At 34.6% G+C, this 16,742-nt stretch carries 17 protein-coding genes; 5 read left to right on the forward strand and 12 right to left on the reverse strand.

The genetic code is table 11. From position 1 onward, the window contains the following. Positions 1 to 97 precede the first annotated feature (97 nt). On the reverse strand, positions 98 to 526 hold the full coding sequence (locus BTA34_RS08760) for a universal stress protein (protein WP_036912874.1): 429 nt from the start codon (positions 524 to 526) through the stop codon (positions 98 to 100). A 142-nt stretch (positions 527 to 668) separates the two neighbouring features. Beyond that, a complete protein-coding gene (locus BTA34_RS08765; protein ID WP_151435315.1) occupies positions 669 to 1,553 on the reverse strand; it encodes an NAD(P)H-hydrate dehydratase in 885 nt (294 codons plus the stop codon). Positions 1,554 to 1,828: 275 nt separating this feature from the next. Between BTA34_RS08765 and BTA34_RS08770 the strand changes: the two genes are divergently transcribed. From BTA34_RS08770 to BTA34_RS08785, 4 genes are all read left to right on the forward strand, one after another. After that, a complete protein-coding gene (locus BTA34_RS08770) occupies positions 1,829 to 2,050 on the forward strand; it encodes a DUF2594 family protein (RefSeq protein ID WP_006536484.1) in 222 nt (73 codons plus the stop codon). A gap of 746 nt (positions 2,051 to 2,796) precedes the next feature. After that, positions 2,797 to 3,162 (forward strand): hypothetical protein, encoded by a 366-nt coding sequence (locus BTA34_RS08775; RefSeq protein ID WP_151435316.1) that lies wholly within the window; start codon positions 2,797 to 2,799, stop codon positions 3,160 to 3,162. Positions 3,163 to 3,660: 498 nt separating this feature from the next. Then, positions 3,661 to 4,638, forward strand: coding sequence for a porphobilinogen synthase (gene hemB, locus BTA34_RS08780; RefSeq protein ID WP_072064069.1), 978 nt, complete (start codon positions 3,661 to 3,663; stop codon positions 4,636 to 4,638). Between the two features lie 226 nt (positions 4,639 to 4,864). Then, the gene (locus BTA34_RS08785) at positions 4,865 to 5,329 is read left to right on the forward strand and encodes an HIT family protein (RefSeq protein WP_151435317.1); all 465 of its coding nucleotides are present in this window, start codon (positions 4,865 to 4,867) and stop codon (positions 5,327 to 5,329) included. Positions 5,330 to 5,437: 108 nt separating this feature from the next. On the opposite strand, the gene BTA34_RS08790 is transcribed toward BTA34_RS08785, so the two are convergent. The 4 genes from BTA34_RS08790 to codB form a co-directional block, all read right to left on the reverse strand. Beyond that, a complete protein-coding gene (locus BTA34_RS08790) occupies positions 5,438 to 5,782 on the reverse strand; it encodes a low molecular weight protein tyrosine phosphatase family protein (protein ID WP_151435318.1) in 345 nt (114 codons plus the stop codon). A gap of 2 nt (positions 5,783 to 5,784) precedes the next feature. After that, the gene (locus BTA34_RS08795; RefSeq protein ID WP_099075545.1) at positions 5,785 to 6,003 is read right to left on the reverse strand and encodes a hypothetical protein; all 219 of its coding nucleotides are present in this window, start codon (positions 6,001 to 6,003) and stop codon (positions 5,785 to 5,787) included. Positions 6,004 to 6,260: 257 nt separating this feature from the next. After that, positions 6,261 to 7,538, reverse strand: a complete 1,278-nt coding sequence (locus tag BTA34_RS08800; RefSeq protein ID WP_151435319.1) for a cytosine deaminase — start codon at positions 7,536 to 7,538, stop codon at positions 6,261 to 6,263. Continuing rightward, positions 7,528 to 8,778, reverse strand: a complete 1,251-nt coding sequence (gene codB, locus BTA34_RS08805) for a cytosine permease (RefSeq protein WP_151435320.1) — start codon at positions 8,776 to 8,778, stop codon at positions 7,528 to 7,530. The genes BTA34_RS08800 and codB overlap by 11 nt, the downstream gene beginning before the upstream one ends. Before the next feature lie 635 nt (positions 8,779 to 9,413). Between codB and BTA34_RS08810 the strand changes: the two genes are divergently transcribed. Next, a complete protein-coding gene (locus tag BTA34_RS08810; protein WP_151435321.1) occupies positions 9,414 to 10,571 on the forward strand; it encodes a pyridoxal phosphate-dependent aminotransferase in 1,158 nt (385 codons plus the stop codon). 73 nt (positions 10,572 to 10,644) lie between these two features. On the opposite strand, the gene BTA34_RS08815 is transcribed toward BTA34_RS08810, so the two are convergent. From BTA34_RS08815 to fimA, 6 genes are read right to left on the reverse strand one after another with little or no spacing between them, the layout of a single operon-like run. Further along, the gene (locus tag BTA34_RS08815) at positions 10,645 to 11,205 is read right to left on the reverse strand and encodes a fimbrial protein (protein ID WP_151435322.1); all 561 of its coding nucleotides are present in this window, start codon (positions 11,203 to 11,205) and stop codon (positions 10,645 to 10,647) included. A gap of 18 nt (positions 11,206 to 11,223) precedes the next feature. Continuing rightward, entirely contained in the window at positions 11,224 to 12,219 is a 996-nt protein-coding gene (locus BTA34_RS08820; RefSeq protein WP_151435323.1) for a fimbrial protein, read from the reverse strand. Positions 12,220 to 12,243: 24 nt separating this feature from the next. Continuing rightward, positions 12,244 to 14,826 carry a fimbrial biogenesis usher protein gene (locus tag BTA34_RS08825; protein ID WP_151435324.1) on the reverse strand — a complete coding sequence of 861 codons (2,583 nt, stop codon included), beginning with the start codon at positions 14,824 to 14,826 and terminating at the stop codon, positions 12,244 to 12,246. Positions 14,827 to 14,859: 33 nt separating this feature from the next. Next, complete coding sequence (locus tag BTA34_RS08830) at positions 14,860 to 15,552, reverse strand: fimbria/pilus periplasmic chaperone (protein WP_151435325.1); 693 nt, start codon at positions 15,550 to 15,552, stop codon at positions 14,860 to 14,862. A gap of 24 nt (positions 15,553 to 15,576) precedes the next feature. Further along, a complete protein-coding gene (locus BTA34_RS08835) occupies positions 15,577 to 16,119 on the reverse strand; it encodes a fimbrial protein (RefSeq protein WP_151435326.1) in 543 nt (180 codons plus the stop codon). Positions 16,120 to 16,179: 60 nt separating this feature from the next. Further along, complete coding sequence (gene fimA / locus BTA34_RS08840; RefSeq protein ID WP_151435327.1) at positions 16,180 to 16,740, reverse strand: type 1 fimbrial major subunit FimA; 561 nt, start codon at positions 16,738 to 16,740, stop codon at positions 16,180 to 16,182. Positions 16,741 to 16,742: the final 2 nt, after the last annotated feature.

Here is a 16,742-nt window from a genome sequence, read left to right on the forward strand (position 1 = left end):
TTTATTCAATAAACTGCTTATTGAATAAATAAGTTAAGCTACGCAAAAAAACTAAAAAATATGCTATGAGGAATGCTCATAGCATATTAGTAATATATTAACGAACAACTAACACTGAAATTTCAGCATAGCGAACAACGCCCGCAGCCGTAGAGCCTAATAAATGAGTGCTAATATTAGGTCTACGTGAACCAATCACAATTAAGTCTGCTTGAATATCTTTTGCTGTGACTAAAATTTCATCACGAGGGGAGCCAAAAGTAACCGTATAAGCGACCTTTTCAGCAGGCAAATCCACCGAATCTACCAACATTTGCATATCATTCTCTGCTTTTACTGTCGCTTTATCTTTAATTTCTGGATAACCCAATGAATAAGCATTAATGATTGCTGAAGAGATAGGAAGAACATGAATTAAGTGTAAGTTAGCTCCTGTTTCTTTTGCTAAATACACAGCATGTCGTACCGCTTTACTGGTTAACTCTTCTTCCACAATATCAATAGGCACTAAAATCGTTTTATACATAATAACTCCTCTCAACTCTCCATTTGCCTTAATCTTATCGCAATAACCCAAAGATTACTGTGAGTGAATTAACTAAAAACAACCTAATCTTAATATAAACCTACTTTAATTATTAATACGTTAAGCTAAAAAATAAAAGTGATTATTCAAAATAGTTTGCATTATGTTGCTGTGTTAACGTACATATTTGATTGCGAATATTTCGGATAGCATCAATCAATTCTGATGCAGTTAATCCTATTGGTCCAATACCTTTTTTAACTAAGAGATCTGCCGACATTCCGTGTATCCAAACGGCACTTTTCACCGCATCCGACATTGACATTCCTTGTGCTAAAAAACTGCCCATAACGCCTGTTAGCACATCACCACTCCCTGCTGTTGATAATCCACTATTACCGGTTGTATTAATTGTGATTTCGCCTTTCGGAGAAGTCACTACGGTATGTTGACCTTTAATAATTGCCCAACAATGATAAATCTTCGCAATTTCTTTCGCTGCTTCTTCTCTATTATTTTGAATATCATTTAGCGTGCAATTAAGCAAAATAGACGCTTCTTTAGGATGTGGGGTTAATACACAGTGCTGATTAAGTGAGAGTTCTGATTTAAAATTAGCCATGAGTACTAATGCGTCCGCATCAAAAACATAAGGTCTATTTTCATTACGCTGTACTAAAACTGTTGATAAGATTTCTTCAGAATTTGCAGATAATCCCAATCCACACCCAATCGCCCAAGCAGAAATGTCTTGCTGATTTATCAATGTTTGTGATGTTTTAAGCATAAGCTCTGGCGCACTATCAATAAAAGGAACAGGAAGTTGTGACTGAGCAAAACCAAGAAATACCTTCCCACACCCTGCTTTTAATGCACTTTTACCTGCTAATACAATAGCACCGCTCATTCCTTCTGAGCTACCAACAATACCTAATGTGCCAAATGTTCCCTTATGTGTATTTCCTGATTTGCGCTGATAAAGTGCGGGATAATGAGTGATGGCATGTAATAGTTGTTCTTCATTCATATTATTCTCCCTTCTTTTTCTGCATTTTTTCTTATTGCTCACAATGGTTGTTTTACCACATTTTGTTTGTATTAATGTTCAATGCATAACGTTCAAAGTATAGCGTGATTTCAACAAACAAATGGGATCACTGGCTATTTTGTCTCTTTATCATGCTAACAATTTCGATATGATAAAATGCTTTCATTATCACTATTCATACCTCGCTGAGACTTTGCTATTCTTATGACCTAGCTTGATATGATTTATAAATTAAAGACAAAGGAACGTAGATAATGAACGAAAAGTTTAAAACACAAGCAGATGTAGAAACATTGGCAGAAGAAGTGGCTTGCTTAAAAACACTAGTCACCTATATGTTAAAAGCATTAGGTCAAGCAGATGCTGGGCGTGTTATTTTAAATATTGAACGTGCTATTGCAGAAGTTGATGACGAAAAACAAGCAGAGACATTCCGTAATACGATTAGCCAAATTAAGACAGCCTATCGTCAATAATCCGTTTATTTTCGAATTGAGTATTTGCACATATTTTTATTCTGTTTTCTAACCTTTTTGTGCTGCACAAATAAACAAAATTTGATTTCAAATTTCCTATATACTCAATCTCGAAATAAACCATTCTTTATTCATTTAGCTACCCCTCTATCCTTGTAGAGGGGATTTTTTTCTCTTTTACCCACCTCAATATTTCTATTCAAATTATTTTTATATTACTCAAATGATAATGAGTTTGTTTTCTTTTGGTGTTTTTAACTAATAGTTACCATCAAATATTCTTTTTGTTTAATATTTTTAATGTTATTTAGATTAAATAATAAAATTAGAGTCTTTGCTATCATTGCCCGCATGAACACAAATTAACCTATTAAATACAATATGTTAAAATTACCTCAATGATAGCTAATGATCATTTAACTATTTTTTATTCTGAACTTTATATTTAAAACATACATTTTATTATTTTTAACACAAATAAAAACTGACCATTTGAAATGTAAATAAAGATAAATCCTAATATTATTATATTTTTAGTTATTTTATTTATTGTGAATTGTAAAATTTATTAAGACAAAAGTTGCTAGCTTATTGTCCCTAAACGCAATTATAACGAAAATAGTTAAAAACAATAGGATTAAAAACATTAACCATTTATATTTTTACACTTATTCTGATTTATCGTCACTCCTGTTTATATGTTACACTACAATAAGTACGTACTAAAAAATAAACATGAGGCTAAAATGAAACCACTTCTCTTATCTCTGCTATTATTACCTGCTGTTGCGTTCGCAAACCCAACAAAAATGGCTGATGATTACTGCGATACCTTTAAAGATATCTCAATTAAAGCTTATGATACAAAAGAGCCAGCAGAGAAAATTGCTAAAGATGCAATGGCCTCTCTGAGTGCGAAGAAATTTGATTTTGCAAAACTAGAAGCAACTGAAGCGCAATTCACTGAAGGTGCTATTGAAGTTGTTAATTCTTTACGTGAAGCCAAATCTGAAATTGGCTCTCGCGCAGAATTCCAAGACGGTTTAACTCAAATTGTTGCGGCTTGTAAAATTCAAATGGTCGCTGCATTAGAAGAAGAGACAAAAAAATAATCTTCTCATTAAAAAATGAGTAGCAATCAATTTAAAGAGTAGAAATTATCCTGCTCTTTTTTATTTCCCCCTCATCTATTCCTCTATTCCTCTATTCTATAACTAACTTTCTATACTCTAAATAATTCAAAATGTAGCTAGGCGACAAGTGAATGAGTCGCTAGGAGCATACATAAGTATGTGACTAGTGCGAATGAACGTAGTCAACAACGCTACAGTTTGAAGTATGACGAGTAATGAATGAACATAGCCAACAACGCTACAATTTGAAGTATGACGAGTAATGAATGAACATAGCCAACAACGCTACAATTTGAAGTATGACGAGTAATGAATGAACATAGCCAACAACGCTACAATTTGAAGTATGACGAGTAATGAATGAACATAGCCAACAACGCTACAGTTTGAAGTATGACGTGTATTCTATCTATTGATATTAAGGTTTATACTACCTCGGTAAATACTTGTTAGTACTGGCCATAAAAAGGAGATATTGTGAGCAACGAACAATCCATCCAGCGTTTAAGAAGACTACGCCAGTCCGAAAACCTGCGCGCGCTCTTTCAAGAAACAACATTGACTAAAAATGATCTCGCTCTGCCTATCTTTGTAGAAGAAGGGCTTGATGATTACCAACCGATTAAAAGCATGCCAGGTGTCGTTCGTATTCCTGAAAAACGTCTTGCTTATGAAATTGAACGTATTGCAAAGGCTGGCATTAAAACTGTCATGACTTTTGGGGTATCCCATCACCTTGATGAAACAGGAAGTGATGCTTGGAAAAGTGATGGCTTAGTTTCTCGCATGTCTCGTATTTGTAAAGATGCAGTACCAGAAATGATTGTCATGTCTGATACCTGTTTTTGTGAATACACATCGCATGGTCACTGTGGTGTTTTACATGGTGAACATGTTGATAATGACGAAACTATCTATAATTTAGGGCTTCAAGCGGTTGCTGCTGCACAAGCGGGTGCTGATTTTATTGCGCCATCAGCAGCAATGGACGGTCAAGTTGCCGCTATTCGTGCCGCTCTTGATAAAGCAGGATTTAGCGACACCGGTATTGTTTCTTATTCGACTAAATTTGCTTCTGCCTTATATGGTCCTTTCCGTGATGCAGCAGGCTCTCGCTTAATTGGTGATCGTAAAACTTATCAAATGAATCCAATGAACCGCCGTGAAGCGATCCGTGAATCATTAATTGATGAGCAAGAAGGCGCTGATATGCTGATGGTAAAACCAGCGGGTGCATATTTAGATATTATTCGTGATGTGCGTGAACGCACTTTATTACCTTTAGCGGCTTATCAAATCAGCGGTGAATATGCTCAAATTAAATTTGCAGCATTAGCTGGTGCAATCGATGAAGATCGAGTGGTAATGGAAACTTTAGGTTCAATAAAACGCGCAGGTGCCGATTTAATTCTGTCTTACTTTGCGCTTGATTTAGCGGAAAGAAACCTACTGTAATTTGCAGCTATTCCGAACCCTTAGTAAGTTTCGTTACTCGCTAAGGGTTTTTCTTTGTAATATCTTCTTTCTTCCCCCCTTTTCCTTTTATTTTTATCATTTTATTCTTATCATTTTGATTTTTATTATCATTACTTGGTTAAGTTTTGAAAAAAATTACACATAAAGCTATCTTTTTAGCATTAATTTTGCTGAGATATCAGCTCATTTTTGGCTAGAGGTTACTATGGATAATTGTATTTTCTGTCAAATCGTTGCTGGAAAGGCACCTTGCCATAAAATTTGGGAAGACGAGCACCACCTTGCATTTCTGTCTATATTTCCAAATACCAAAGGCTTTACCGTTGTTATTCCTAAAAAACACTATCCAAGTTACGCTTTTGATCTTAGTGATGAAGCCTTAGCTTTATTAGTGATCGCGACAAAAAAAGTGGCAAAAATCTTAGATAAAACATTTCCTGATGTTTCTCGTTCAGGAATGTTTTTTGAAGGATTTGGCGTTGATCATGTTCATAGCAAACTTAGTCCGATGCACGGTACTGGTGATATGACAAAATGGGCGCCTATTGAAAATAAACAGAAAATTTTCTTTGATAAATATCCGGGTTATCTTTCATCGCATGATTCTGAACGTGCTAGTGATGAAGAACTTGCACAATTAGCGGCGCTGATCAGAAAAAATAGCCGATAATGAAAATCTAATCCGTTCTTCTGATATTTATCCATATATAAAATTTTCAGATATAAAAAACGCCCAGTCTTATTTTAGGCTGAGCGTTTTTTTATCAAGATCAAAACATTATTTAGTTGGAAGCTGTGCTTCCATTGGCAAATAAGACCGAACTTTCTGTTCGAGGAGTTCAATTAATGCCGGATCATTAAAGCGATAATTATCAGGTATTCCTAATACATGGGCTTTTTTATAGCGCATGGCTGCCGGAAAATGTGCAGATAATCGATTTAAATGTTTAGATTCCATGACAAGCACTAAATCAGCCCATTTTAGTAATTCATTATCAACCACACATTGCGCATCTTTGCGCGTACCCGCTGAAAGTGTATTAATGCCTTCTCTATCTGCAAACAACAGTTCTGCGGTCGGGCTTCGCCATTGATTTTTACTGCAAATAAATAAGATATTCATTATTACTCACTATCAGATAACGCATTTAATCGACGCTGACTACGAGAAATTCTTGGGTATTCAATTCCAAGTTGCGCAGCTCTGGTCATTTTTAGTGATCGAGTATATAAATTAGACCATTTTTTTTCTGGTTTAAACATCTCTCGTGAACAACCCATTTCTTGATGTTTATTTTTGCGGTTAACACATTGGCGCCAACCACGATCTCTTTGTATAGACATAAAAAACCTCTCAGATTAAAGGGATAGCAGCCGCAGTAATACGGAGAGGGTCTAACCGTGCGTTATTCTAGTTGAATCGAATAAATCTGCAATGGTTTATTTTTACACAAATGCGAATAAGCGAATTTTTATTTATCTGGCAAAATATTTAGCAAAATAAAAAGAAAACAGGTGTTAAATCTTTATAAAAAAATAACGGATAAGTGATTAAGCAACTTATCCGTTTTATCTGTTATTCGAGGATCTAACTTGTTAGATTATTTATAATTAACTGGTGTCGGTTTATCTAACATAATTGCTGTTTTCGCAGGCTCTGTTTGTGCAATCACTTTACCGTGGCGAATTGAATAACGCACAGGCACTTGACGACGTAAAGCATCAAATCCATTATCCGCAGGCAGAATAATAAAGTTTGCACTATTTCCTATTTCGACACCGTAGTCCGTTAAAGCCAATGTTTTCGCACTGTTATGGCTAATTAACTGTAACCCATTATCAATTTGACCATAACCCATTAATTGGCAAACATGCAGCCCCATATGTAGAACTTGGAGCATATTTGCTGTGCCTAATGGATACCAAGGATCAAAAACATCATCATGACCAAAACAAACATTAATATTGCTTTCTAGCATCTCTTTTACACGAGTAATACCACGACGCTTTGGATAAGTATCAAAACGACCTTGCAAGTGAATATTAACCAAAGGGTTTGCCACAAAGTTAATACCAGACATTCTTAATAAACGGAATAAACGCGAAGTATAAGCCCCATTATAAGAATGCATTGCAGTTGTATGACTTGCTGTCACTCTTGAACCCATATTTTCTTTATGTGCTAAAGCGGCAACAGTTTCAACAAAACGAGATTGTTCATCATCAATTTCATCACAATGAACATCTATTAAACGATCGTATTTTTGTGCTAATGCAAAGGTTTTATGCAGTGATTCAACACCATATTCACGCGTAAATTCAAAGTGTGGAATAGCACCAACAACATCCGCACCTAATTTTAATGCTTCTTCTAATAAAGCTTCACCATTAGGATAAGATAAAATGCCTTCTTGCGGAAAAGCAACAATTTGCAAATCAACCCAAGGTTTAATTTCTTCTTTCACTTCCAGCATGGCTTTTAATGCTGTGAGTGATGCATCAGAAACATCCACATGGGTTCTAACATGTTGAATACCATTAGCAATTTGCCATTGAAGCGTTTGCCATGCGCGTTGTTTAACATCGTCATGAGTTAACAACGCTTTTCTTTCTGCCCAACGCTCAATACCTTCAAATAACGTTCCCGATTGATTCCAATTCGGTTGCCCTGCGGTTTGAGTTGTATCTAAATGAATATGAGGTTCAACAAAAGGAGCGTGAACTAAACCACCTTGCGCATCTAATGCTTCAGGATGAAAATTATTTTCAGGTTGTGGCTCTATCGTTTCAATTTTATTGTTCTTAAGCGTAATACGCCACAAACCGTCTTTTCCAACTAGACGAGCATGATTAATTTGTTCGATATTCTTACCCAGCATGACTTATCTCCACTTGTCGAGCTGTACGACGATTTAATATTGGATTTAACACAGCATAACTAATTGCACCGCCTAATACTGCATTAACAGGTACGATGCCTGGTAACCAGTGCCCTGCCATAATACCAATTGCAACTGCCAGTAACGCTACCCAGTTAACCGATTGCATCGTGGCAGCATTAAAGGTGTTATAGCGTGCTTTGTTCATCAGATAATCTGCAATAATAACGCCACCAACAGGTGGGATCGCAGCAGATAAAAAGGTTAACCAGCCTACAAAGTTATTATAGAGCCATAATGCACACAGTGTACCGACAATGCCATTTATCACTGAAAGCTTTTTACTTGATAAGCCTGTAATATTGGCAAAGCCTAATCCAGAGGCATATAACGCATTATCATTGGTTGTCCAAATATTTAAGCCGAGCACGATAATCGCTGGAAGTAATAATCCTTGCGCAATCATCACATCCGAAATATCTGCCATTCCCAGTGAGGCGGCACCAGCAGCGCCAAAGACAAACATCAATGTATTACCTAAGAAGAAGGCAATAATTGCGACTACCACTGCGACTTTAGGATTTCGTCCAAAGCGAACAAAATCAGCCGTAAGCGTTCCCGCACTAATAAACGATCCGACTACCATTGCCAGCGCCAAATTGAAATCTAATGACTGAGCGGGTTTAACGTCCATTAACGTTGAAAGCCCGCCCATATCATGTATAGCAAGATAAACAGAGTAACTGCCAAGGATAGCGATAGCTGGAACAGCAATGATAGAGAGAATGGTGAGAGCAGAAATGCCGAAGAATACAGTGATGGTCATTAAAATGCCGGAAACGGCGATGAGGAGATTAATATCAATACCAGTGGCTTTTCCTACCGGAATGGCAAACATTGCCACACCCACACCAAACCAACCAACCTGAGTACCACCGAGTAAAAATGAGGGAAGCCAAGAACCTTTAATACCGAAAGAGTAACGCGCGAGAAGATGAGTAGTAAGACCTGTTTTTGAACCAATAAAACCAAGAAATGCGGTGTAGATACCAAGAAGAAGATTACCAATTAGAACTGCGAGGAAGAAATCATTAAAGGAAAGACCAGTACCAAGAGCGCCGCCAGTCCACATACTGGCTGAAAAAAACGTTAATCCCAACATCACAAAGGTTAACGCCAATCCACCCTTTCTTGCGGATATGGGCACAGGGCCCTGACTATAATTGTTGTCCTGAGACACTTTAACCCCCTATTAATTTCACCAGGCCAAAAAAATCTGACGAATTCTATCGACATAAAAATATTATGCAAACGTTTTCGTTGTCTGTTTATTATAATTAATGGAAAGCTTTATTTAAGGAGAGTTGATATTCCTCACAAAAATAGGAGAAAAATCGTTATATTGCTTGAATTTACCTGATTATCTTGAGTGAACTTTATTAAGGCATTTTATTTAGAAATATTTATGAAAATTTAAATATCTGTATTTCCGTTTATTTTACACAAGTGATTATCAAATTATTTTTATATAAAAATAAAAAAGGTGTCGATTGAGCATTTCGACGAGATAGCTTTTTATGGCATAAGAATATTTATGCAACAAAAATATGTAATGAAAGAATTGGTGCTGTGGTAAAGCCTAATAATACTCATCACTCAAGTACTCTTCATTCAACTACTCATCATGTAAACAATCAATTAACAACCCTCTTTCATCCTCAAGCTTAGCAAGATTAAGTACGACAATAGCCTCTTTCCTCATAGCAAGAAATGAATAGATAATTATTTTTTTATCATATTTATTTACTTCTATCTTTTTTTTAGTAATCTATGAGAACTAATAAAACATAGAATAATTTACTTGGGAAACATAACATGAATCGTCGGTCATTTTTAACTTCATCAAGCTTAGTGATTGGTGGTCTTTCATTAAGTTCATTTGTTAGCTCTGCTTATGCCAATGAAACACTAAAAAATAAATTGGTTTTTAATGCAGAAAATCCGTTACTGCTAAATTTTAATGAAAATTCACTTGGTATGTCGCAAAAAGCGAAACAGGCAATTATTGATGCTTTACCCAATGCTTTTAGATATCCCGACGATGCGCGTAGTGCATTAATTAGCGAGCTAGGTAACGAATTTAAACTTTCAGATAAACATATCACTTTGGGAAATGGCTCATCTGAGACAATTCAAGCAGCAGTTCAATATGTCGCTAATAAAGGTCAAAAAGAAGGTAAAGCCGTTCAGCTTATTGTGCCTGATCCTACTTTTAATTATGCCGAGCTTTATGCAGAACCTTTAGGTGTAAAAATCGTTAAAGTACCCGTTGATAATACTCTAGCTTTCGATTTAGTAACCATGCAGAAAAAAGCGCAAGAGTTTGATGGCATCAGCATGGTGTATTTATGTAATCCTAATAATCCAACCGCGATGTTAACGCCAACTGCTGCTTTAACGAACTGGGTAAAATCAGCAAAAGAGAATGTCTTTTTTATTATTGATGAAGCTTATGCCGAGTTTGTTTCAACGCCTGAATTTACCAGTGCTATTGCATTAGTTGAAGCGGGTTATAAAAACCTGATTGTGACTCGTACTTTCTCTAAAATTTATGCTTTAGCTGGGCTACGTGTCGGTTATGGTGTTGCTGTACCTGAAGTTATTGCCGATGTTGATGTGTTTGTTTCTATTGATAATACCAACACTGCGGGTGCAGTGGCTGCATTAGCTTCATTAAAAGATAAAGCCTATGTGGAATATAGCCGCAAATCGATTGATGTTTCTCGCCAAATGGTAATTGATGTCTTAAAAGAGCTAAATATTGAATATGCACCTTCTCATGCAAACTTTATATTCCATAAAGTGAAAGGCGATGTAAAAACCTATCAAAATAGAATGAAAGACGCGAACATTATGGTTGGTCGTGAATTTCCACCCGCTTTGGGCTGGAGTCGTTTAACGTTAGGGACACCAGAAGAGATGAGCTATTTTGTTTCTACATTAAAAGCCTTTAGAGCTAAAGGTTGGATTTAATCTGATAATAAGATTGCTATAAAATAGGATCTGCGTTGTAAAACAAAGGGAGCATTTCTGTTCCCTTTATTATTTAAAGATATTCTAATGTGAATACAACTTCACTATTAGCACTTCCACTCGTTACCAATTCATTAATAGCCTGATAGTAAGCATAAAAGTCAAGTGTGATAGTATTATTCATATCAGTTGGGTACATGATGCTTCCTTTACCAGGCAACACTTTGCTTTTATTTTTATCTAAAATGGCAATACCAACATTAGTTGCAGCATTATTTCCCACCAGTTTAAACAAACTATTATCAGTGCCATTAACATCACCGTTAAATGTCACCTTAACGCCTTTCGTTACCACACTACAATCCGTTAGATTAAGTGTAAATTTAATAGGATCTGTCATATTATTTTGTTTAAAGTCTTTCGTTGCCCATTTACCTAAATCAACAAATTTATTTATTGAATCAGGGCTAACTCTACAAGTATTCGCAACAATATTCGCCTTGATAATAATATTGACGTTCGCTAATTCTGCATTTGCATTTTTAATGACAAAAGTAAAAGCAATAAAGAGTAAGGATATCCATAACAACATAACTTGTGCTATTTTTTTATAGAAATACGATAACTCATTCATAATGTGAGCCTATAGAGATTAGGGAAAATCAACACGCAAAAAACCACTTGAAGTTACAGAGCCTTCATTTGGTGTGTTCCCATCAGTACTGACAGGATAAACACTAATAGTGACATTAGCATCAGAGTTTCCATTAAGTTTAAATGGAATAAAACTTGATATATTATTTGGTGTTAATTCTGATCCAGACGAACTCGCAACAACAAATCCAACACTTTTATTATTAGAGACAATAGCATTGCCTTTAACGGAATCAGCTTGTAGTCGCATAGTTAAATCTGCGCTTGCATCCATATTGTCACATTTAATACTTAAGTTACGAGAAATTGAACTAACACCTTCCGCTTTTTTACCTGCTTCTTTAAAACCTGAGGCCGGTATATTATCAAAATCAATATTAACCACTTGACCAGAATTAATAGTACAAGATTGAGGTACGGTCATTGACAGGTTTAAATATAATTTGGAAATAACAACTTGTTTAGTTGAACAATTTTGTGGTTGACAAAAACCAAACTCACCAACAAAAATATTATTTACATACGTTCCACTAATTATTGCTTTATCAATTCTTATTCTGGTTTGATATTTCCTTGTTGCGACTGTGGTTTCTTCGCCATCAGTATAGCTTCGAACACCACAAACATTATCTAATGTTGAAACATTATAAGGCACGTATAGTGTTCTACAATTATTTACAACACTCAATGCAACAGAAATATAGTCATCTATTTTTGAGTAGTTCCAACTTCCATTACTTGTATTAGATGAAGGTATATTTCCATTTAAATACGTTGCCCATGTTTGAGCTTGCCCGCTATTCCATTTTAGCCTCGCTAAATTAGTTAAAATAATTTCAGAGGCATCTTTGGTCATACCAATTCTATTTTCAGATTTTGACAATTGCCCACTTAAGGTTGAATATTCACTGACATTACAACCACTCACACAAGAAACGGCAAATGCACTATTTGACGTAATTGCAATTACTGCAAATAATAATACTCTAATCATAATAGACTCACTAAGTTGCTATTTTTAATGTTGGCAAGTTGAAGATATAAAATAGATCCCTTTTTCTTTAGATGATGTCTCGTCAATTTTATAATTAAATAAACATTGCTTATCTTCTGTTTGTCCCCATTTGGCTTTTAATTTACCAACTGGTGCTAACCCAGAAATAAACACACGACCATCATCACCTACAATTCCACTAGCAGAACGCGCCTCATCGACAACGATCGCTCCAAATGGGATCGCAGAACCACCCTGTTTTGTTAGAGTTACCATTGCTCGATAGCCGATATTTGTTTTAAATTCAGCTTGCACCAATGCGCCTTTTGTAGGAACAACATTTAGAATCGAATTTTCTAATTCAACATTCTCACCTAATGAATTTACATCTAATGAAACCCGATTATTTTTATAAGTAGAGGCATAAGGTAAAACGGCATACCCTTGGTTATTCGTAAGTACTCCGTTTGCATTCTCCACTTTTATATTATTTGCATTATTAGCCTTGATAAGAATATTTGTATCACCTAAAGGTTGGCTTAATGTAATACCACCAGAGTGAGCAACAATACCGCCATTTAAACTATAATTTAACTCATGCCAATCATTACTATAATTATAGCCCGTCCCGACATTAGCATATTTTCCTTTATAATTACCGTAAACCATTCCAGAATATCCTCCACCATTGTGAGCATATCCTTGTTGAATATTATAATTTAAATTATTGTCTTCAAGTAGTGTTCCCGTTAAACCTGCTTGTTGTATTAATACATTATCATTACTTCTATTCATTGAATAAACGGCATACATACTGTTCTTATTAGATTTTAAATCATTAACTTTATGGGAGTTAAACAGATCATCAATAGGAATGGAAATATTGAAGGCAATATTTTTATTATCTTCACTCATACCGGGAGATTTTATTTTGGATAAACTAAGATTATAGTTAATCCTTTTAATATCCCCACTATATCCAATTTGCCATAACTGTTCAGTTTCAGATGTTCTCCAATAATTCTGATAAGAACCTAAAATATATAAAGAGCTATTATTAGTTATTTTTTGACTAATATTAATTTGAAAACGCCCTTTTTTAGAATAGTTCAAATCATGGTAATCAGAGAGTTGATCCTTACCTTCAAATAACCCATCGGGGTGTCTTATTTCATACCCTTCCATTCTTTTATAGCTAACTTCATTTAGCGTATAATAGCCTTGAGTTGAATATCGATACCCCATGATCTGGAAATTAGTGCCGATCTCATTTATTGACTTGGCATAGAGTAATCGAACAGATTGCCCTTTCTTATGTTCTTCATTAGGTAATATACTATTTGCTTGTATAAGATCTGCCGAGATTGCCCCTAGGTTTCCTAAATTCCCGCCCAGTCCAATAGCATATGATTGATAATTATTTGAGAACTGACTACCACCATAAAGAGTTGTATTATAAGGTAAACCATAAATTAAACTAAATTGGCCAAAATTAGGCTTATCTTGGTTGCCTGAACCGCTTCTAAATTCACCCGCGATAAGCTCATATTTTAATCGACCTTCTCTTTGTAAAATAGGCACATTGGAATATGGCACAACAAATTGGGTAATCTTCCCATTATTTTCTTCGACTGTAACATCTAAATTACCGCTACTTGAAGTCGCATAAAGGTCTTTTATTTCAAAAGCGCCAGGTGGCACAGAAATCTGATAAATCACAAAGCCATTTTGTTTCACAGTCACAATGGCATTGCTATTTGCAATTCCCTTAATTGTCGGAGCAAATCCACGCATGCTATCAGGTAACATATTGTCATCAGATTCTAATTTAGCACCTCTAAAACCAAGGCTATCAAAGATAGAACCATTAGAAAATGAATCACCTACCGTCAAATCGGCCTTTAATGAAATAATCGGCTTTTGTGCATATGTTCTAATATTACGCCATTTATTTTGATCGTTTTGTCCTCTAGAATAAATCCAAGAGCTTTCATTCCTAAAACGCCATGATCCTATATTAATACCAGGTGTTAAATTTAAAAAATAATTGTTATTATTTGATCCGTCTTTATCATTTTTATTATTTCTACCCGTAAAATTATAATTTAACAAAATAGCATTTATTCCATTATCCCATTTTTCTGGTGGGATATAACCACGAATATTATTTTTAAACATTATTTGTGGAATACTTAAAAATAATTTTTGACGTTCAAAATCAAAACGAACACTGGATTTTTCTATTTCACTTAAGAGATCGATGCAAGCATTGTTTATATCTTCTTTTTTATGAATAAAATTTACACCAAATGCTGTTAAATCATCCGCTTTTAAACAAGGTAATAGCCCTGTATCATCTGAAGCACCTTCACTTTCATAAAAAAGAATGTTTTTTGTAGAGACATATTCATTATTAATATATATTTCTACTGAATAAGTTCCCTCTGGCTGTCCTTGCCCTTTATCAAATCTTGATAAATCAGCAACCTCACCCTCTACACTAGAAATTAAGCTAGGATTAAAAAAACTATCTGCATAAGAAAAACTTGAATATACTGATCCTAATATAATATAAATATTAAAGATTATAGTTCTAGATTTCAGCATAAGAAAAACCTTATATTGTCATATTTAACTGATTTATTTTGCAATTGTTTTTATTATTACTGGAGTACTTGCGCCATAATCATTCATTGTTTGATAAGAAATTTTATTATGATTCTGATTATTAATTCTTACGTTGACCGTTTCCATAGGAGGAACCATTACGCTGCTTAATTTTTCATCACCTAAGTGTAAATTCACTAAAGTCACGTAATAAGGTGATGGATTTTTAATTGCCATATCATGCCCAGAGAATTTAAACTCTAAGCTATTAGGAATATCATCTAAATTAAATTGTAAGCCATCAGGTCTTACAAATATTTTTATTCTGGATAACACTGCCAATTGAAGTACATTTTTATCTTTAATTTGCTCTCTTTCAATTTCAGGTATTGACTTTGTATTTAACCAAAATAAGCTTTCTCTATCTTTCGGCAGTTCTTTTCCCGCATAGATTATTCTTAATGTATTTTCACTATTAGGCTTACTAACAAAAAGAGGAGGTGTAATGATAAAATCATTACTCTTTTTATCATCGCTATTATCAACCCACGATTGAATTAAAAAACGTAATTTATTATCTGTATTACTAAGAGTAATTGATGTTTGCTTAGCCTCTAATGGATAAATAATTCTAGTGGCCGCTAATGCAACACCTCCCGCATAAGATAAAGATGAATAGCAAAAAATAAAAAATAAAACAATATAGTTTCTATATGCTAAATACATATTAACCTCTAGTGATAGACCTAATTAGTTATAATTTAAAACAAACCAAACGACAGCATCTGCTTTGCCGCCTTTAACATGTTCTTCTGTCGCTAAATAACTTGCTTTAAATTTTAATCTTGATTCATTTTCTTCGAAAAATTTATATTCGCCAACAACGTTAGGTTTTATAATTTCGTTTTCATCATCGAATAATGCAATACCAACACCGGAAGCTGAGTTTACCTGCTCTGTGATATTGAATAATCTTTTATCCTTGCTATTTTCATTTCCTAAAATAATCAAACTAACTTTATCACTTATATTTTTATTACAATCAGTCAATTTAATAAAAAAAGGTATTTGAATAGAACGACTTCCTACCTCATGAAATTTATTACTACTTACAACACCCAAATCAATGGTTTGGTTTTCACTTTCAGTTGATACAACACACGCAGGCTCTACAATTCCACCCCTAATATAAAAGATCCCATCTTCAATAAATTTTTTATTCACGCCATAAGCTTGAGAGTAGAAAGAGGTAAAAAAAGATAGGACAATAAAATATATAAAACTATATTTCATATTTTCCTCGATATAGAGGTATGGCTTATTCAAACCATACCTCTAAATAGCTAATAAGAATTAGTCGTATTGCATTTTGAAAGTGACGTTAGCATCAGCATGACCTGGAGTAACAGTGTCTAATGTTGATTTATAACGTGCGACGAAATCTAAAGTATTAGCTCCATTAATAAGTTGTTTCGCTGTAGAAAAAACAGAACCGTCTGGTGTTAAGACTTTTCCTGTATGGTCAATTAGCTCAATACCAACACCCGTTGCTGCACCTGAACCACCTGTAGTGATATTACTAACCGCTAATATTGTCTTATCATTAGCGTCGCTAACACCAGAAAATGATGCTGATGCGTTTTTTGCTACTGTCGTATCACAGTCTGCTAAATCAATAGAGAAATTAGTATCCCCAACTGTTTTACCTACAACATCAAACTGTGCAGTTCTATATTGGCCAATATTAATTGTTTGGTTCATTGATTTAGCACTAACAGCGCAAGCTGCATTCACAATTTGACCAGTGAAATTAATTTTACCACCATTAACTACTGTCGCAGCTGTTGCTAAACTACTAGCAGATAAAATAGACACTGCTAATACAGTTTTAATTAGCGTATTTTTTTTAAACATTT

The sequence above is a fragment of the Proteus sp. CD3 genome, assembly GCF_008808075.1.
Classification (GTDB): domain Bacteria; phylum Pseudomonadota; class Gammaproteobacteria; order Enterobacterales; family Enterobacteriaceae; genus Proteus; species Proteus appendicitidis.